This is a genomic window from Pseudomonas sp. BMS12, from assembly GCF_001592875.1.
In the GTDB taxonomy this organism is placed as follows: Bacteria; Pseudomonadota; Gammaproteobacteria; order Pseudomonadales; family Pseudomonadaceae; genus Aquipseudomonas.
Genome location: NZ_LSOF01000008.1, coordinates 101,172 through 118,770 on the forward strand (window position 1 = coordinate 101,172; position 17,599 = coordinate 118,770).

A 17,599-nucleotide genomic window follows, 5' to 3' on the forward strand; every position below is an offset into this window, starting at 1 on the left:
ATGTTCAAGTACATCTGGGACGTGGTGCATGGCACCTGGACCCAATTGCGCAGTCTGGTCATGGTCTTCAGCCATGGCTTCCGCAAGCGCGACACCCTGCAATACCCGGAAGAGCCGGTGTACCTGCCGCCGCGCTACCGTGGCCGCATCGTGCTGACCCGCGATCCCGACGGCGAAGAGCGCTGCGTGGCGTGCAACCTGTGCGCCGTGGCCTGCCCGGTCGGCTGCATCTCGCTGCAGAAGGCCGAGACCGACGACGGCCGCTGGTACCCGGAGTTCTTCCGCATCAACTTCTCGCGCTGCATCTTCTGCGGCCTGTGCGAGGAAGCCTGCCCGACCACCGCGATCCAGCTCACCCCAGACTTCGAGATGGGCGAGTTCAAGCGCCAGGATCTGGTGTACGAGAAGGAAGACCTGCTGATCAGCGGCCCGGGCAAGAACCCGGACTACAACTTCTACCGCGTCGCCGGCATGGCCATCGCCGGCAAGCCGAAAGGCGCCGCGCAGAATGAAGCCGAACCGATCAACGTCAAAGGCCTGCTGCCCTAAGGAGAGGATGATGGAATTTGCGTTCTACCTCGCCGCGGGCGTTGCCGTGGCCTCTACAGTGATGGTCATCACCGGGACCAACCCGGTACATGCCCTGCTCAACCTGATCGTTTCCCTACTGGCCGTGGCCTCGACTTTCTTCGCCCTTGGCGCACCGTTCGCCGGTGCCCTGGAGATCATCGTCTACGCCGGCGCCATCATGGTGCTGTTCGTCTTCGTGGTGATGATGCTCAACCTCGGTCAGGAGGCCGTGGAGCAGGAAAGAAAATGGCTGACTCCTGGCATCTGGACCGGCCCTGCCATTCTTTCTGCCCTGCTGCTGGCGCAGTTGCTGTATGGCCTGTTCGCCAGCCCGAGCGGCGCGGCCATCGGCCTGGAAACCGTCGATGCCAAGGCCGTCGGCATCAGCCTGTTCGGCCCTTACCTGCTGGTCGTCGAGCTGGCCTCCATGCTGCTGCTGGCAGCGCTGGTTGCCGCCTACCACCTGGGCCGCCACGACGCCAAGGAGCCCACCGCATGAATGCCATTCCCATGGAACACGGCCTAGCCCTGGCCGCCGTGCTGTTCAGCCTGGGCCTGATCGGTCTGATGGTGCGTCGCAACATCCTCTTCGTGCTGATGAGCCTGGAAGTGATGATGAACGCCACCGCCCTCGCCTTCGTCGTCGCCGGCAGCCGCTGGGTGCAAGCCGATGGCCAGGTGATGTTCATTCTGGTGATCACCCTGGCAGCCGCCGAGGCCAGTATCGGCCTGGCGATCCTGTTGCAGCTGTATCGCCGCTTCAACACCCTCGATGTCGACGCTGCCAGCGAGATGCGCGGATGAACCTTCTATTCCTTACCCTGCTCCTCCCGCTGCTCGGCTGGTTCCTGCTGGCCTTCTCCCGCGGGCGTATTTCGGAAAATACCGCCGCCCTGATCGGCGTCGGCTCGGTCGGCCTGGCCGCGCTGAGCGCCGCATGGGTGGTGCTGCAGTTCCTCCAGCTGCCAGCCGGCGCGGTCTACAGCCAAACCCTGTGGCAGTGGATGAACGTCGCCGGTCTGGCGCCGAGCTTCACCCTGCACCTGGACGGTCTGTCGGCCACCATGCTCGGCGTGGTCACCGGCGTGGGCTTCCTGATCCACCTGTTCGCCAGCTGGTACATGCGCGGTGAAGAGGGCTACTCGCGCTTCTTCGCCTACACCAACCTGTTCATCTTCAGCATGTTGCTGCTGGTGCTGGGCGACAACCTGCTGGTGCTGTTCTTCGGCTGGGAAGGCGTGGGCCTGTGCTCGTACCTGCTGATCGGTTTCTACTACAAGCACGTGCCCAACGGTAACGCGGCGCTCAAGGCCTTCATCGTCACCCGTATCGGTGACGTGTTCCTGATGATCGGCCTGTTCATCCTGTTCCTCAACCTCGGCACCCTGAACATCCAGGAGCTGATGGTGCTGGCGCCGCAAAAGTACGTGGCCGGTGACAGCTGGCTGTGGATCGCCACCCTGATGCTGCTCGGCGGTGCGGTCGGTAAATCCGCCCAGCTGCCGCTGCAGACCTGGCTGGCCGACGCCATGGCCGGCCCGACTCCGGTCTCCGCGCTGATCCACGCGGCGACCATGGTCACCGCCGGCGTGTACCTGATCGCCCGTACCCACGGCCTGTTCCTGCTGACCCCGGACATCCTCGAACTGGTCGGCATCGTCGGCGCCGTAACCCTGGTGCTGGCCGGTTTCGCCGCCCTGGTGCAGACCGACATCAAGCGCATCCTCGCCTATTCGACCATGAGCCAGATTGGCTACATGTTCCTCGCCCTCGGCGTGCAGGCCTGGGACGCGGCGATCTTCCACCTGATGACCCACGCCTTCTTCAAGGCCCTGCTGTTCCTTGCCTCCGGTGCGGTGATCCATGCCTGCCACCACGAGCAGAACATCTTCAAGATGGGCGGTCTGTGGAAGAAGCTGCCACTGGCCTACGCCAGCTTCGTGGTCGGTGGTGCTGCCCTGGCCGCGCTGCCGCTGGTCACCGCCGGCTTCTACTCCAAGGACGAGATCCTCTGGGAAGCCTTCGCCAGTGGCCACAGCGAACTGCTTTACGCCGGCCTGGCCGGTGCCTTCCTGACCTCCATCTACACCTTCCGCCTGATCTTCATCGCCTTCCACGGCGAGCAGAAGACCGAGGCTCACGCCGGTCACGGCCTGGCCCACAACCTGCCGTTGGCCACCCTGATCGTGCTGTCAACCTTCGTCGGCGCGCTGATCACTCCGCCACTGGCCGGGGTGCTGCCGCAGAGCATCGGCCACGCCGGTGGCGAGGCCAAGCACAGCTTGGAGATCGCTTCGGGCGCCATCGCCCTGGCCGGTATTCTGCTCGCCGCCCTGCTGTTCCTCGGCCAGCGCCGCTTCGTCAGCGCCGTGGCCGCCAGCGCACCGGGCCGCTTCCTGTCGGCCTGGTGGTTCGCCGCCTGGGGCTTCGACTGGCTCTACGACAAGCTTTTCGTTCAGCCGTACCTGCTGATCTGCCGCCTGCTCGGTCGCGACCCGATCGACCGCAGCATCGGTCTGATCCCTACGCTGGCCCGTGGCGGCAACGCCGCGCTGGTGCGCAGCGAAACCGGCCAGGTGCGCTGGTATGCCGCTTCGATCGCCGGGGGCGCCGTGCTGGTGCTCGCCGCCATCCTCTTTCTGAGTTAAGGAAAACAGCCTGATGATTCTCCCCTGGCTAATCCTGATTCCCTTCATCGGCGGCCTGCTTTGCTGGCAAGGTGAACGTTTCGGCAACGTCCTGCCGCGCTGGATCGCCCTGATCACCATGGGCCTGCTGTTCGGCCTCGGCCTGTGGCTGTGGGCCAGCGGCGACTTCAGCCTGGCCCCGCAACCGGGCGCCGATCCGGTCTGGGCCCACGAGTTCAAGGCCGACTGGATTCCGCGTCTGGGCATCACCATCCACCTGGCGATGGACGGCCTGTCGGTACTGATGGTCGCCCTCACCGGCCTGCTCGGCGTGCTCTCGGTGCTGTGCTCGTGGAACGAGATCCAGAACCGCGTCGGCTTCTTCCACCTCAACCTGATGTGGATTCTCGGCGGCGTGGTCGGCGTGTTCCTCGCCGTCGACCTGTTCCTGTTCTTCTTCTTCTGGGAAATGATGCTGGTGCCGATGTACTTCCTCATCGCGCTCTGGGGTCATAGCGGCAGCAAGGGCAACACCCGCATCAATGCCGCCACCAAGTTCTTCATCTACACCCAGGCCAGCGGCCTGATCATGCTGGTGGCGATCCTCGCGCTGGTATTCGTGCACTACAGCCAGACCGGCGTGTTCACCTTCAACTACGCCGACCTGCTGAAGACCGAGCTGGCGCCGCGTACCGAGTACCTGCTGATGCTCGGCTTCTTCGCCGCCTTCGCCGTGAAGTTCCCGGTGGTGCCGGTGCACTCCTGGCTGCCGGATGCCCACGCCCAGGCGCCGACCGCCGGCTCCGTGGACCTGGCCGGCATCCTGCTGAAGACCGCCGCCTACGGCCTGATGCGCTTCGCCCTGCCGCTGTTCCCCAATGCCTCGGCCGAGTTCGCGCCGATCGCCATGTGGCTCGGCGTGTTCGCCATCGCCTACGGCGCCTTCCTGTCGTTCGCGCAGACCGACATCAAGCGCCTGGTGGCCTACTCCAGCGTCTCGCACATGGGCTTCGTGCTGATCGCGATCTACTCCGGCAGCCAGATCGCCCTGCAGGGCGCGGTGGTGCAGATGATGGCCCACGGTCTGTCCGCCGCGGCGCTGTTCATCCTCTGCGGCCAGCTCTACGAGCGCCTGCACACCCGCGACATGCGCGAGATGGGCGGTATCTGGGCGCGCCTGCCGTGGCTGCCAGGTATCAGCCTGTTCTTCGCCGCCGCTGCGCTTGGCTTGCCAGGCACCGGCAACTTCATCGGCGAGTTCCTGATCCTGATCGGCAGCTTCCCGGTCGCACCTTGGATCGTGGTGCTGGCCGCCTGTGGCCTGGTACTGGGTTCGGTGTACTCGCTGGCGATGATCCACCGCGCCTACTTCGGTCCGGCCAAGTCCAGCGAGCCGCTGCAGCCTATGAAAGCCCGCGAGCTGTACATGGTGCTCGGCCTGGCGGCGCTGCTGATCCTGCTCGGCGTCTACCCGCAACCGGTGCTCGACACCTCCGCTGCCAGCATGCACGGCGTGCAGCAGTGGTTCAGCGGTGCCCTCACTCAACTCGCTTCGGTCCGGTAATCACGCGCTATGGAACTGACGACTCAACACTTCATCGCGCTGCTGCCGCTGCTGGTCACCAGCGCCACTATCGTTGTGGTGATGCTGGCCATCGCCTGGAAGCGCAACCATGCCATGGCCTTCATCCTCTCGGTGCTGGGCCTCAACCTGGCGCTGCTGTCGGTGATCCCGGCCCTCGGTGTAACGCCGATCCAGGTCACGCCGCTGCTGCTGATCGACAAATTCGCCTGCTACTACATGGCGCTGGTCCTGGCCGCGACATTGGCCTGCACCACGCTGATCCACGCCTACCTTGGCGGTGAGTCCGGGCGCCAGGGCTACCCCGGCAACCGCGAGGAGCTGTATCTGCTGATGCTGCTGTCCGCCGCCGGCGGCCTGGTACTGGTCAGCGCGCAGCACCTGGCCGGCCTGTTCATCGGCCTGGAACTGCTGTCGGTACCGACCTACGGCATGATCGCCTACGCCTTCTTCAACAAACGCTCGCTGGAAGCCGGCATCAAGTACATGGTTCTGTCCGCCGCCGGCTCCGCCTTCCTGCTGTTCGGCATGGCCCTGCTCTACGCCGAGTCCGGCAGCCTGAGCTTCGCCGGTATCGGCGCCAAGCTGGCCAGCGATGGCCTGCCCAGCCTGATCGCCCAGATCGGCGTCGGCATGATGCTGATCGGCCTGGCCTTCAAGCTGTCGCTGGTGCCCTTCCACCTGTGGACACCGGACGTCTACGAAGGCGCCCCGGCCCCGGTCGCCGCCTTCCTGGCCACCGCCAGCAAGGTCGCCGTGTTCGCCGTGCTGCTGCGCCTGTACCAGATCGCCCCGGTTGCCGCTGGCGGCTGGCTGGAGGGCCTGCTGACGGCGATCGCGATTGCCTCGATCCTGTTCGGCAACCTGCTGGCGCTGCTGCAAAACAACCTCAAGCGCCTGCTGGGTTACTCGTCCATCGCCCACTTCGGCTACCTGCTGATCGCCCTGATCGCCAGCAAGGGCCTGGCCGTTGAGGCCATCGGCGTGTACCTGGCCACCTATGTGCTGACCAGCCTCGGCGCGTTCGGCGTGATCACCCTGATGTCCACGCCCTACAGCGGCCGCGATGCCGATGCCCTGTTCGAGTACCGTGGTCTGTTCTGGCGCCGCCCGTACCTGACCGCAGTGCTGACCGTGATGATGCTGTCGCTGGCCGGCATTCCGCTGACGGCGGGCTTTATCGGCAAGTTCTACGTGGTCGCCGCCGGTGTGCAGGCGCAGCAATGGTGGCTGCTTGGCGCGCTGGTGCTGGGCAGCGCCATCGGCGTGTTCTACTACCTGCGCGTCATGGTTACCCTGTTCATGGTCGAGCCGGGCCTGACCCGCCACGACGCCCCGTTCAACTGGGGCCAGCGCGCTGGCGGCATCATGTTGCTGGTAGTCGCCCTGCTCGCCTTCTTCCTCGGCGTTTACCCCCAGCCCCTGCTGGACCTGGTACAACAGGCAGGCCTGGTGGCAGTCGCCCACTGAGCCCAATGAAGTCCATAGAACCCCGGCCTGGACCGGGGTTTTTTATTGGCTGTTTACCGTTGAATCTTGATGCGCGAAGCGCCTTTCCATTAGTCGCGCGACTCTGCAGAACAGGCCCCGCGTTTCCGGCCGATATAAAAGCGCTAGGCTGCGCATGAGCCCGTAATCAACTGGAGTGACAATGCGCAAGCAGCTGGTTGCCTATGCACTTGTTCTGTTCACCCCGGCATGCCTGGCGGTGCCGCCTGATGCGATTGTCATCATGAAATCGGAGGGCGATTACCTGAACATCCTTCCTGATGGTTCCGCCAACGCAGGCTTTGGCACGTTGCGGCCTTGCGCCACGATTGCCGAAGGCACATTCGATTTTGCTCTGCTGCTGCAAAGCGAGCTTGCGGAAGAACAGGTTATCCGCCATGAAAGGCGCACGGCGGCAACCGACTACATCAGCGTTGGCTTTAGCAGAAACGGCTCCGCCAGGATGTATCACTTCGCCAACCGGCTGCTGATCGAGCAACTGCTCCAACGTGCAGAACGTAATGCGCGGATCATCGACCCAGACGTAGCGTGCCCGTTCCCCGCCGCTGGCTGAAACGCCAGAGGTCGGCCCCGTGACCAAGGCGCCTTTGGTCACGGGGCTCGGACTCTAGATACGGAACTGCCGCACCAGTGTTCCCAAACGCTCGCCCAGACCGGCCAGGCTGCGCGAAGTCTCGGCGCTATGGCGGGTTTCGTCGGCCACGCTTTCCACCGCCACGGCGATCTGGTGCACGCTGCGGTTGATCTCCTCCGCCACGGCCGTCTGCTCCTCGGCAGCACTGGCGATCTGCGCGTTCATGGCATTGATGGTGCCGATCAGCTGAGCAATGGCGTCCAGTGAGGAACCGGCCTGATTGGCCTGCTCGCTGGTGATCTCGCCGGCGTCGCTGGAGCGACGCATAGCGCTGACCGAAGCCTGGGTGCCCTGCTGCAGGCGGTCGATCATGCCCTGGATTTCCTGGGTGCTCTGCTGGGTGCGGCTGGCCAGCGCACGCACTTCGTCGGCCACCACGGCGAAGCCACGTCCGGCCTCGCCGGCGCGGGCCGCCTCGATGGCGGCGTTGAGCGCCAACAGGTTGGTCTGCTCGGCGATGGAGCGGATCACATCGAGCACGCTGACGATGGACTGCACGTCCTGCTGCAGACTGTCCAGCGACTGGCCACTCTCGCGGATATCACCGACCAGGGCATGGATGCGCTGGATACTGCCATCCACCACCTTCTTCGCGGCCTGGCCTTCATGGTCGGTCTGCTGCGCCGCCTCGGCGGCACCCTGGGCGCTTTTGGCCACCTCCTGGGCAGCCGCCGACATCTCGTTGATCGCCGTGGCCACCTGGTCGGTTTCCTGACGCTGGCGCTCCATGGCCTGCTCGGAACGCTGTGCCTGGGCGGCCACCTCGCCCACCAGGCCGGTCAGCTGCCCGGTCATCTCGGCGATCTGGCGTACCAGACCATGGATCTTCTCGACGAAACGGTTGAACGAGCCCGCCAACTGGCCCAGTTCATCATCACCTGCCACCGGCAGGCGCCGAGTCAGATCACCCTCGCCAGCGGCGATATCGTCGAGGTTGGCCTTGATCTGCTGCAAAGGACGCAGGAAGGCGTTGCTCAGTGCCAGACCGACGATGCCGAACACCACCAGCATGATCAGGGCAATCACCAGAATGCTGGTGAGGATGGTGCTCACACGCTCATCGATGCTGGCCTCCACCTCGGCGACCTGAGACTCGACGCCATCCAGGTTGACGGCCGTGCCCAGCGCCAGGTCCCACTTGGGCAGGTAGTAGCTGTAGGCCAGCTTGGGCACCAGAACCTTGTCGTTACTCGGCAGCGGCGAGCTGTATTCGACATAGTTGCTGCCGTCCTTGGCTACCTGCACCAGTTCGCGGTTGACGTAGACCCCGTTGGGGTCCTTGCGGTCGGACAGGTTCTTGCCCACGTCCACCGGGCTGTCGCCACGGAACAGGCGCACGACATTGGAATCATGGCCGAAGAAGTAACCATCCTTGCCGTACTTGATCTTCGACAGGATGGCGATGGCCTGCTCGCGGCTACTCATGTCGCCCTGGCTGGCGCCGTCGTAGAGACTCTGCACCGAGCCCAGGGCGATCTGCATGAAGTTCTGCAGTTCCTGCCGGCTTTCCTGCAGCAGGCGCTCGCGGGTCTGCTGCACCTCATCCACCGCGAGGTCGGTCAGCACCTTCGCCGCGGCGCCACTCAGCACCAGGGCGAACAGGATCACCGGCACCAGGGCCAGCAGAAGAACTTTGGTTTTCAGGGTAAGGCGCATGTTCCCTTCCTTATGAGCAGGACTGCATGAAGCAAAATGGGGGTGCCGTTATATCGGCACCCCCATCGACTACATGAGCGACTTTGCAGTCACTCGTTTTCGCACTGACGCTACCTCAGAGCACCATCGCGGCCAACCAGCCAAACACCAGCAACGGCAGGTTGTAATGCAGGAACGTGGGCACCACGGTATCCCAGATGTGGTTGTGCTGGCCGTCGACATTGAGGCCCGAGGTCGGCCCCAGCGTCGAGTCCGAGGCAGGCGAGCCGGCGTCGCCCAGGGCTCCGGCCGTGCCGACGATGCTGACGATGGCCAGCGGGCTGAACCCCAACTGCACGCCCAGCGGTACAAAGATGGCCGCGATGATGGGCACGGTAGAGAAAGACGAGCCGATGCCCATAGTCACCAGCAGGCCCACCAGCAGCATCAGCAGCGCGCCCAGCGCCTTGCTGTTGCCAATCCAGTCAGCTGCGGCGTCGACCAGGCTCTGCACCTGGCCGGTGGCCTTGAGCACTTCGGCGAAGCCGGCAGCGGCGATCATGATGAAGCCTATGGTCGCCATCAGCTTCATGCCTTCGGTGAACAGATCGTCGGCTTCGCGCCAGCGCACCATGCCGGACAGCGAGAACACCAGAAAACCGGCCAGGGCGCCCACAATCATCGAGTCCAGCCAGAGCTGGACGACGAAAGCCAGAGCGACGGCAGCCGCGGCCACCAGCAGGGTTGCGCGGCTGTAGCTGGCAGCGGCTCGCTCGACCTGCTCGATGCGCTGCAGGTCGTAGTCACGCTTACCACGGTAACTGAACAGCACCGCCACCAGCAGGCCGGTCAGCATCCCCAGAGCCGGGATGCTCATGGCCTGCAACGCGCTGACACCACTGACCTCGACACCATTCCTGGCCACGTTGGCCAACAGTATCTCGTTGAGGAAGATGCTGCCGAAACCTACCGGCAGGAACATGTAGGGCGTGACCAGGCCGAAGGTGAGCAGACAGGCGATCAGGCGGCGATCGATGCGCAAGCGGGTCAGCACGTAGAGCAGCGGCGGTAGCAGTAACGGGATGAAGGCAATGTGAATGGGCAGCACGTTCTGCGAAGCCACGGCGACCACCAGCAGCAGCCCGAGCAACAGCCATTTCAGCCCGCCGCTCTCGGCCTCCTGGTGACCGACCAGACGCAGCGCGCGATCCGCCAGGGCATGTGCCAACCCGGACTTGGCGATGGCCACGGCAAAGGCGCCCAACAGGGCATAGGACAGCGCCACCGTGGCCCCGCCGCCTAGTCCGCTGTTGAAGGCCTGCAGCGACCCCTCCAGCCCCAGGCCACCCACCAGACCACCGGCAAGACCGCCGAGGATCAGTGCGACCACCACATGCACTCGCATCAGGCTGAGGGCCAACATGAGGCCGACCGCCACTATCACTGCATTCATCTTGCACTCCAGCGTGTTGCACCTGCCGGGTCGGGCAGGAAAAAGCGGCGAACTCTGCCCGTTCGATCAGCTTCTGTCAAAGCCGCAAATCGCGATGCGAGCGCGCATGGATATTGCCTATGGATTCAGCTGCTTTACTCTAGAAGCTCAAGCGGGCCATTAAATCGACATTTCCGGTCAAGTTTTTGACACCCATGCCGATGAATGACCTAGAAGTCTGAATCGAGAAGGACCCAACCATGCTGTCGCGCCTATCCATCCAGTGGAAAATCACCCTGCTCGCCGGTCTCTGCCTACTGGCCATCGTGACCCTGTTGGTAGGCACTTCGCTCTATCAGTCACGCAACAGCGCCGAGCTGGTCAAAGCCTCCAGTTCCAGCATGCTCGAAGAGTCCGCCCGCCTGCGCATGGCGGCGCGCGGCGAACTGCAGGGCATCCGTATTCAGCGCTACTTCATGGATGCCTACCTGTACGGCAAGGGCTTCTCCCGCCAGGTGCTGTTTCTCAAGGATCAGGCGGAAAAGCGCTTTCTCGATGCGTTCGACCTGCGTGAAGACATGGTCCGCCAGGTGCGCTCCGCTCTGGATGCAAACCCCAACCTGCTCGGCTTGTACCTGGTGTTCGAGCCCAACGCGCTCGACGGCAAGGACGAATTGTTCGCCGACCAGGCCGAGCTGGGCAGCAACGAAAAAGGCCGCTTCTCCCTCTACTGGTCGCAGAGCACACCGGGCAGCCTGGAATCCGAGTCGATGGACGAAGCGCAGTTAGGCGATACCACCGCAGGCCCCAGCGGCAGCCCCTACAACGCCTGGTACACCTGCCCGCGCGACACCCGCAAGGCGTGCGTACTCGACCCCTACTTCGACGACGTCAACGGCAAGCAGGTCCTCATGACCAGCATCGCCTTCCCCCTGGAACAGGACGGCAAGGTGATCGGCGTGATGGGCGTGGACATCAGCCTGGAAAGCCTGCAACAGATCAGCCAGAAGGCCAGCAGCGAACTGTACGATGGCCAGGCTCAGGTCAGCATCATCAGTCCCGCAGGGCTGCTGGCCGGTTACAGCCGCGATGCCGGCATGCTGGGTAAACCGCTGAGCAAGGCTTTTGCCAGTCAGCAGACCGAGCTCAGCGGGCTGCTTGCCAAGGGCCAGAGCCAGGTGCTGGAAAACAATGGGTTGCTGCAGGTGTTCGAGCCACTGCTGCCGATTCCCGAAGCCAGTGCCTGGGGCGTGCTGCTGGAAGTACCGCGCAACATCCTGCTAGGCCCGGCCCTGCGCCTTGAGCAGCAGCTTGACGAACAGCGCACCGGTGCCACCGGTGTGGCCCTCGGCGTAGGTGTGGTAGCCATCCTGCTCGGCCTGGGCCTGATGTGGTTGACCGCGCTCGGCGTGACTCGCCCCATCCTCGGCGTGGCTGCCATGCTGAAGAACATCGCCAGCGGCGAAGGCGATCTGACCCGTCGCCTGGACTACGCCAGGCAGGATGAGCTGGGCGAACTGGCCAGCTGGTTCAACCGTTTCCTCGACAAGCTGCAACCGACCATCGCCGACGTCAAACGCTCGGTACAGGATGCCCGCAGCACCGCCGACCAGTCCGCAGCCATCGCCAGCCAGACCAGCTCCGGCATGCAGCAACAGTTCCGCGAAGTGGATCAGGTGGCCACCGCCTCCCAGGAGATGAGCGCCACTGCCCACGACGTCGCCAACAACGCCTCCCAGGCCGCCGATGCCGCGCGCGGCGCGGATGCTGCCGCCCGCGAAGGTCTGGCGGTGATCGACCGCACCACCCTGTCCATCGAGCAACTGGCCAGCGAGCTGAATTCGGCCATGCATGAAGTGGAGAGCCTCGCCAGCAGCAGCGAGCAGATCGGCTCGGTACTGGACGTGATCCGCGCCATTGCCGAGCAGACCAACCTGCTGGCCCTCAATGCCGCCATCGAGGCGGCACGCGCCGGTGAAGCCGGGCGCGGTTTCGCCGTGGTCGCCGACGAGGTCCGCAACCTGGCCAAACGCACCCAGGACTCGGTGGAGGAAATCCGCCAGGTGATCGAGAACCTGCAGAGCGGTACCCGCGACGTGGTCGGCTCCATGCACAGCAGCCACAAGCAGGCCCAGAGCAGCGTGGAGCTGGTCGAGCAGGCCGTGACCTCGTTGCGCCGCATCGGTGATGCGGTCACCGTGATCAACGACATGAACCTGCAGATCGCCAGCGCCGCCGAGGAACAGAGCGCGGTGGCCGAAGAGGTGAACCGCAACGTGGCCAGCATCCGTGATGTCACCGAAGCGCTATCCGGACAGGCCGAAGAATCTGCCCGGGTCAGCCAGACCCTGAACAGCCTGGCCAACCATCAGCAGGGGCTGATGGACCAGTTCCGCGTCTGACATCTTCGCCACACGAGAGCGCCCGCACCTGCGGGCGTTTTTCTTGGCGCTATCCGACAAGCGTCCTGACGCCTCTTCACTTGCCCCGTTCTAGAGCGGCCGGTAGCCTGCGAACCTATTTCCCGCGAGGTTCGCACATGCTCAATATCGCCCTTATCGCCGGTTCCAGTCGTCAGCAGAGCCAATCCGCCAAGGTTGCCCGTTATCTGCGCCAACGCCTGATCGAACTCGGCATGACCGCTGAAGAACACAGCAGCCTGATCGACCTTGGCGAGCGCGGCCTGCCATTGTGGCCAGCCGAGAACAAAGGCCCCTGGGTCGACTACCAGCAGCAACTGGCCAGCGCCGACGCACTGGTGGTGATCGCCCCGGAATGGAACGGCATGGCCTGCCCGGCGGTGAAGAACTTCTTTCTCTATGCGAGCAAGGCCGAGCTGGCGCACAAACCAGCCCTGCTGGTCGGCGTATCCTCCGGCATCGGCGGCGCCTACCCGATCAGCGAGCTGCGCGCCTCGGGCTACAAGAACTGCCGTATTGCCTATCTGCCCGAGCATCTGATCGTGCGCCAGGTAGAGTCGGTGTTGAACGACACAGAAGTGAGCGGCGAGGATGATCGCCGGATCCGCGCCCGCGCCGATTACGCGTTGGACATCCTCGGCAAGTACGGCGAAGCGCTGAAGCCGGTACGCGCCAGCATCGACATGGGCCATTCGGCCTTCGCCAACGGCATGTGATCAGCGCGGCAGGGGCAGCTCAATCATGACGCGCAGCCCGCCCAGCGGGCTGTCCTGCAGGCTCAGCGTACCGTTCCAGGCTTCAACGATGTCCCGGACGATGCCCAGTCCAAGACCATGGCCGGAGACCTGCTCATCCAGCCGCGTACCACGGCCCAGCACCTGCTCACGGCGCTCGGGGGCAATACCCGGGCCGTCGTCATCGATACACAAGCGATAGCCCTCCGCGTGTTGCTCGATCCGCAGCTGTACCGCGGCGTCCGCCCATTTGCAGGCGTTATCCAGCAGATTGCCGAGCAGTTCGAGAAGATCCTCGCGGTCCCAGGGTAGGCACAGCCCCGGTGCCGCCAGCCAGTCCAGCTGCAGGCCGTGGCTATGGATCATGCCGAGCGTCGAGAACAGTCCCGGCAACTCCACAGCACAATCGAAATGTGCGCCCGGCAACGCCTCGCCGGCCAATCGCGCGCGCCCCAGCTCACGCGCCAGCCGCTGCTCGATCTGCAGCAACTGCTCGCGCAGGTTGCTCTGCAGCTCCGGCAAGGCGCGCAACTCATCACGGTTGCTCAGGCTGACCAGCACCGCCAACGGCGTCTTCAGCGCATGGCCGAGATTGCCCAAGGCGTTGCGCGAACGCTTGAGCGTGTCTTCGGTGTGGTTCAGCAGGCGATTGATCTGGGCAACCAGCGGCTCCAGTTCCTGAGGCACCTGGCTATCCAGCTCGCTACGGTGGCCCTGCTGCAACTGCACGATTTGCGTCCGCACCCGCTCCAGTGGTCGCAAGGCGGAACGAACCGTGTAGCGCTGGGCGAGCAGGATCAGCAGCAACGTGCCGCCGCCCAGCCCCAGCCCGAGCCACTGCAGACGGCGGAAAGCCTGCAGGATTGGCGTGTAGTCCTGCGCAGCGGTAATGACGAAGGATTGCCCAAGGCGGTGGTAATCCGCACGGTAAACCAGCAGGCGCTGCCCGCGAGGGCCATCACCCAGTCCTGGCTGCAGGCCGGCAGCCTTCGGCACGTCCAGGGAACGGTCCCAGAGAGAGCGCGAGCGCCAGCTGCGCTCGGCGAAATCGATACGGAAATAGTGACCCGAGAACGGCTGCTGGAAAGAAGGATCGAGCCGACGTTCGTCCAGCTGAATCCCGGATTGGCCACGCGCCAGGGCAATCAGCAAGCTCTGGGTCTCGTCTTCGAGATCACTCTGCAGATAGCTGCGCAAGCTAAGATCGAACAGCCACAGACTGCCCTGCGCCAGGATCAGACCGACCAGTAACAGCACACCGGCCAGTCCCAGGCTGAGGCGCCGCTGAATGGACCTCAATCACTCACCCCGGCGTAACGGTAGCCCTGGCCTCGGCGGGTCTCGATCACCTCGCGCCCCAGCTTTCCGCGCAGGCGGTTGACGTGGACTTCCAACACATTGGAGTCACGCTCGCTCTCGCCATCATAGAGATGGTCGGCCAACTGGCTCTTGGAGAGGATTTTCCCAGGGTGCAGCATGAAATAGCGCAGCAGACGGAACTCGGCAGAAGTCAGCTCAATTTCACGCCCCTCACGTGTCACGCACTGGCGACTCTCGTCCAGCTGCAGGCCCGCGGCCTCCAGCTGCGGTTGATTGGCCAGGCCATGAGCACGGCGTAACAGCGACTGGATGCGCAGAGCCAACTCCTCGGGATGGAAAGGTTTGCTCAGATAGTCGTCAGCTCCAGCCTTGAGACCATCGATGCGCTCGGCCCAGGAACTGCGCGCGGTAAGCACCAGAACCGGAGTGGTCAAGCCAGCAGCCCGCCACTCGCGCAGAACCTCCAGACCGGGCTTACCGGGCAAGCCAAGATCCAGAACGATCAGATCGTATGGCTCGCTAGCCCCCTGGTGCAGCGCATCGCGGCCATCGGCCAGCCAATCCACGGCGTAGCCCTGGCGTCCCAGATCGGCCAGTAGCTCGTCGGCCAGCGGGACATTGTCTTCAACCAGCAACAGCCGCATCAGTCCTCCAGTTCATCCTTGAGAATGCGCCCCGTCTGGGCATCCAGCTCCAGTTCGCGAACGCTGCCCTCCGAGGTCAACAGCTCGACCTCATAGACCAACACATCGTCTTCCTCTTCGAGCTCGGCCTCCAGCAGCGCAGCACCGGGATATCTCTGCATAGCCGCTTGCAGCAACTGCTCGAGCGGCAGAATGACGCCCTCGCGGCGCAGCCTGAGAGCCTCATCCTGATCCAGATCGCGAGCCTGGGCTCCAAGCGTCAAGACCAGCAACATCAGGGTTGCAGCTTGCCTATAACGAAGTTGGGAACCCATCAGTCATCCCTATGCTCTTTCAGTATCTGGCCGGTAGCGGCATCCAGATCGATATCCCACTGCACGCCTTGAGCATCGCGCACCTCGACCTGATAGCCATAACGGCCATGTTCCTCTTCCAGCTCGCTTTCCTCGATCTTGCCCCCGGGATACTTGGCCAGGGTCGCCTCATTGAGCGCCTCGAAACGCTGGATGGTACCGGCGTCACGCAGCTTGAGTACCTCATCGGGCCCCAGATCCCGGGCTTGGGCAAGCCCCGCAATAGCAGCGAGCATGGTCGTAGCGAGGATGCTTGCCAACGTGTTCACGGTGTTTTCCTTGAGATATCGACATTACGGCGCTGAAGATACGCAACCCCACTTAATTCAAGCTGAAGAGGCCTGCGATCTCGCAATTGACCGCCATTCAGCTGCTGAAGCTTCTTGGTCTGTCGGCTCACGCCACTATAATCGCTGGCTGCAATGTGGAGCCCAGCATGACCGCGATACATATCAAGTCCCCCGCCCTCAGCCTGCGTGCAGGCAAACGTGCCCTCGCCCGCATCCGCGAGCGCGGCTTGCACCCTGCCGATGTCGGTATTTTGCCTGGCGCGGCCGGTGGCCCCAAAGGGCTTGGTATTCAGGGGCTGGATCTGGCGTTGTTTGGCGACTGGCTGCCGCGAGCACCTCGCGAGCGCACGCTGATCGGCGCCTCCATTGGCTCGTGGCGCTTCGCCAGTGCCTGCCTGCCCGATGCCTGTAGCGGTATTCGACGCCTGGGTGAACTCTATACCAGCCAGCGTTTCGCCAAGGGCGTGAGCATGGCCGAGGTATCGCGCAGCTGCGTGCAACTTCTGGACGAACTGCTCGAAGGCCAGGATGCTGCAGTGCTGAACAATCCGCAGTACCGCTTGAACATCGTAGTAGTACGCAGCCACGGACTCCTGCAGCACGACCATCGCGGCAAGCTGGGCCTTGGGCTGTCCTCGGTGGTCGGCAACAACCTGCTGGGGCGCAGCCGCCTGGGGCGTCACTTTGAGCGGGTGATCCTACATGACTCGCGTCTCGCTCCACCGCTATCTGCGCTCGATGACTTCCGCTCACATTTCCATACCCTGGCCGAGAATAATCTGCGCCATGCCCTGCTGGCGTCTGGCTCCATCCCCATGGTTATGGAAGCGATTCGTGAGATCCCGGGCCTTGAACCTGGCGCCTACCGCGATGGTGGGCTGCTCGACTACCACCTTGACCTACCCTATCAAAGCGACGGCGTAGTGCTGTACCCGCACTTTACCGACAAGGTGATTCCCGGCTGGTTCGACAAGGGGCTGCCATGGCGACGAGGCGATGCCGACCGTCTACAGGACGTGTTGCTGCTGGCCCCGTCACGGGACTATCTGGCCAGCCTGCCTCACGGCAAGCTGCCCGACCGAAGCGACTTCAAACGCTATCTCGGCGACGACATCGGCCGCGAACGCTATTGGCGAAAAGCCATGGCAGAAAGCCAGCGCCTGGGCGACGAATTTCTCGAACTGGTCGACGGCGGAAACCTGGGCAAGTGCCTGCTGCCGCTCTGAGACTTTTATAAACGCTCGAACGAGGCGAAGTCTTGTAACGAGCGAACCGGTCGGACGACTGATAAACTGCCCAGAAAGGTTAATGCCGCTTTTGCGGCCCATCCAGCAGAGCGTTTATCTTGGAATTGTTCAAAGAGTTCACCTTCGAATCCGCCCATTTCCTGCCCAATGTGCCGGCCGGCCACAAATGTGGCCGTCTGCACGGACACTCCTTCCGAGCAGCCATTTACATTGAGGGTGAAGTAGACCCGCATACCGGCTGGATTCGGGACTTTGCCGAGATCAAAGCGATCTTCAAGCCAATCTACGAAAAGCTCGATCACAACTACCTGAACGAGATACCCGGCCTGGAAAACCCTACCAGCGAAAATCTTGCCAAGTGGATCTGGCTGGAGATGAAACCGCTACTTCCCGAACTGTCCCGGGTCCGTGTTCATGAAACCTGTACCAGCGGCTGCGAATACCGAGGCGATTAAACAGAAACCCCGAATCAGAAGCCAAGCCACCCACGGGTGGCTTTCTTATGCCCTGAAATCAAGAAAATTTATTGCGCGCAAAGACAAACCCCCGACCAGCGTGAGCGGGTCGGGGGTTTGGGATAGGAGCTTGACGATGACCTACTC

At 63.5% G+C, this 17,599-nt stretch carries 16 protein-coding genes and 3 pseudogenes; 12 read left to right on the forward strand and 7 right to left on the reverse strand.

Features of this window, described 5'->3' with window-relative positions; genetic code table 11:
- From nuoI to AYB31_RS09015, 7 genes are all read left to right on the forward strand, one after another.
- Positions 1 to 549 carry an NADH-quinone oxidoreductase subunit NuoI gene (gene nuoI, locus AYB31_RS08985; protein WP_068827852.1) on the forward strand — a complete coding sequence of 183 codons (549 nt, stop codon included), beginning with the start codon at positions 1 to 3 and terminating at the stop codon, positions 547 to 549.
- Positions 550 to 559: 10 nt separating this feature from the next.
- Positions 560 to 1,069: an NADH-quinone oxidoreductase subunit J gene (gene nuoJ, locus AYB31_RS08990; protein ID WP_068827854.1), complete on the forward strand. Its 510-nt coding sequence runs from the start codon at positions 560 to 562 to the stop codon at positions 1,067 to 1,069.
- Positions 1,066 to 1,374 carry an NADH-quinone oxidoreductase subunit NuoK gene (nuoK, locus tag AYB31_RS08995; RefSeq protein ID WP_068827855.1) on the forward strand — a complete coding sequence of 103 codons (309 nt, stop codon included), beginning with the start codon at positions 1,066 to 1,068 and terminating at the stop codon, positions 1,372 to 1,374. Before nuoJ ends, nuoK begins: the two co-directional genes overlap by 4 nt.
- Complete coding sequence (nuoL, locus tag AYB31_RS09000; RefSeq protein WP_068827857.1) at positions 1,371 to 3,218, forward strand: NADH-quinone oxidoreductase subunit L; 1,848 nt, start codon at positions 1,371 to 1,373, stop codon at positions 3,216 to 3,218. Before nuoK ends, nuoL begins: the two co-directional genes overlap by 4 nt.
- Positions 3,219 to 3,231: 13 nt before the next feature.
- Positions 3,232 to 4,761 carry an NADH-quinone oxidoreductase subunit M gene (nuoM, locus tag AYB31_RS09005; RefSeq protein WP_068827858.1) on the forward strand — a complete coding sequence of 510 codons (1,530 nt, stop codon included), beginning with the start codon at positions 3,232 to 3,234 and terminating at the stop codon, positions 4,759 to 4,761.
- A gap of 9 nt (positions 4,762 to 4,770) precedes the next feature.
- Positions 4,771 to 6,249: an NADH-quinone oxidoreductase subunit NuoN gene (nuoN, locus tag AYB31_RS09010; protein ID WP_068827860.1), complete on the forward strand. Its 1,479-nt coding sequence runs from the start codon at positions 4,771 to 4,773 to the stop codon at positions 6,247 to 6,249.
- 181 nt (positions 6,250 to 6,430) lie between these two features.
- Complete coding sequence (locus tag AYB31_RS09015) at positions 6,431 to 6,841, forward strand: hypothetical protein (RefSeq protein WP_068827861.1); 411 nt, start codon at positions 6,431 to 6,433, stop codon at positions 6,839 to 6,841.
- A 54-nt stretch (positions 6,842 to 6,895) separates the two neighbouring features.
- Here AYB31_RS09015 and AYB31_RS22260 read toward each other — a convergent pair whose 3' ends face one another.
- The 3 genes and pseudogenes from AYB31_RS22260 to AYB31_RS09025 all read right to left on the reverse strand — a co-directional run bounded on the left by AYB31_RS22260 (position 6,896) and on the right by AYB31_RS09025 (position 10,010).
- On the reverse strand, positions 6,896 to 7,717 hold the full coding sequence (locus AYB31_RS22260) for a methyl-accepting chemotaxis protein (protein ID WP_442961801.1): 822 nt from the start codon (positions 7,715 to 7,717) through the stop codon (positions 6,896 to 6,898).
- Positions 7,718 to 7,753: 36 nt separating this feature from the next.
- A pseudogene (locus AYB31_RS22265) lies at positions 7,754 to 8,578 on the reverse strand (cache domain-containing protein); the annotation flags it as partial.
- A gap of 115 nt (positions 8,579 to 8,693) precedes the next feature.
- On the reverse strand, positions 8,694 to 10,010 hold the full coding sequence (locus tag AYB31_RS09025; protein ID WP_068827865.1) for a Na+/H+ antiporter family protein: 1,317 nt from the start codon (positions 10,008 to 10,010) through the stop codon (positions 8,694 to 8,696).
- Between the two features lie 557 nt (positions 10,011 to 10,567).
- Here AYB31_RS09025 and AYB31_RS22270 point away from each other — a divergent pair.
- The 3 genes and pseudogenes from AYB31_RS22270 to AYB31_RS09035 form a co-directional block, all read left to right on the forward strand.
- A pseudogene (locus tag AYB31_RS22270) lies at positions 10,568 to 11,533 on the forward strand (PDC sensor domain-containing protein); the annotation flags it as partial.
- A 342-nt stretch (positions 11,534 to 11,875) separates the two neighbouring features.
- Positions 11,876 to 12,391, forward strand: a pseudogene (locus tag AYB31_RS22275) (methyl-accepting chemotaxis protein); the annotation flags it as partial.
- A 137-nt stretch (positions 12,392 to 12,528) separates the two neighbouring features.
- Positions 12,529 to 13,125: an NADPH-dependent FMN reductase gene (locus AYB31_RS09035; RefSeq protein WP_068827869.1), complete on the forward strand. Its 597-nt coding sequence runs from the start codon at positions 12,529 to 12,531 to the stop codon at positions 13,123 to 13,125.
- On the opposite strand, the gene AYB31_RS09040 is transcribed toward AYB31_RS09035, so the two are convergent.
- From AYB31_RS09040 to AYB31_RS09055, 4 genes are read right to left on the reverse strand one after another with little or no spacing between them, the layout of a single operon-like run.
- Complete coding sequence (locus tag AYB31_RS09040) at positions 13,126 to 14,442, reverse strand: sensor histidine kinase (RefSeq protein ID WP_068827871.1); 1,317 nt, start codon at positions 14,440 to 14,442, stop codon at positions 13,126 to 13,128.
- Positions 14,439 to 15,107, reverse strand: coding sequence for a response regulator transcription factor (locus AYB31_RS09045; protein WP_068827873.1), 669 nt, complete (start codon positions 15,105 to 15,107; stop codon positions 14,439 to 14,441). The genes AYB31_RS09040 and AYB31_RS09045 overlap by 4 nt, the downstream gene beginning before the upstream one ends.
- Positions 15,107 to 15,382, reverse strand: a complete 276-nt coding sequence (locus AYB31_RS09050; RefSeq protein ID WP_236715524.1) for a PepSY domain-containing protein — start codon at positions 15,380 to 15,382, stop codon at positions 15,107 to 15,109. Before AYB31_RS09050 ends, AYB31_RS09045 begins: the two co-directional genes overlap by 1 nt.
- Before the next feature lie 38 nt (positions 15,383 to 15,420).
- Positions 15,421 to 15,729 carry a PepSY domain-containing protein gene (locus AYB31_RS09055; RefSeq protein WP_068827876.1) on the reverse strand — a complete coding sequence of 103 codons (309 nt, stop codon included), beginning with the start codon at positions 15,727 to 15,729 and terminating at the stop codon, positions 15,421 to 15,423.
- A gap of 167 nt (positions 15,730 to 15,896) precedes the next feature.
- Here AYB31_RS09055 and AYB31_RS09060 point away from each other — a divergent pair, with 167 nt between their 5' ends.
- Positions 15,897 to 16,976, forward strand: a complete 1,080-nt coding sequence (locus AYB31_RS09060) for a hypothetical protein (protein ID WP_068827878.1) — start codon at positions 15,897 to 15,899, stop codon at positions 16,974 to 16,976.
- A gap of 119 nt (positions 16,977 to 17,095) precedes the next feature.
- Positions 17,096 to 17,452 carry a 6-carboxytetrahydropterin synthase QueD gene (gene queD, locus AYB31_RS09065; RefSeq protein ID WP_082805253.1) on the forward strand — a complete coding sequence of 119 codons (357 nt, stop codon included), beginning with the start codon at positions 17,096 to 17,098 and terminating at the stop codon, positions 17,450 to 17,452.
- The last annotated feature ends 147 nt before the right edge of the window (positions 17,453 to 17,599 follow it).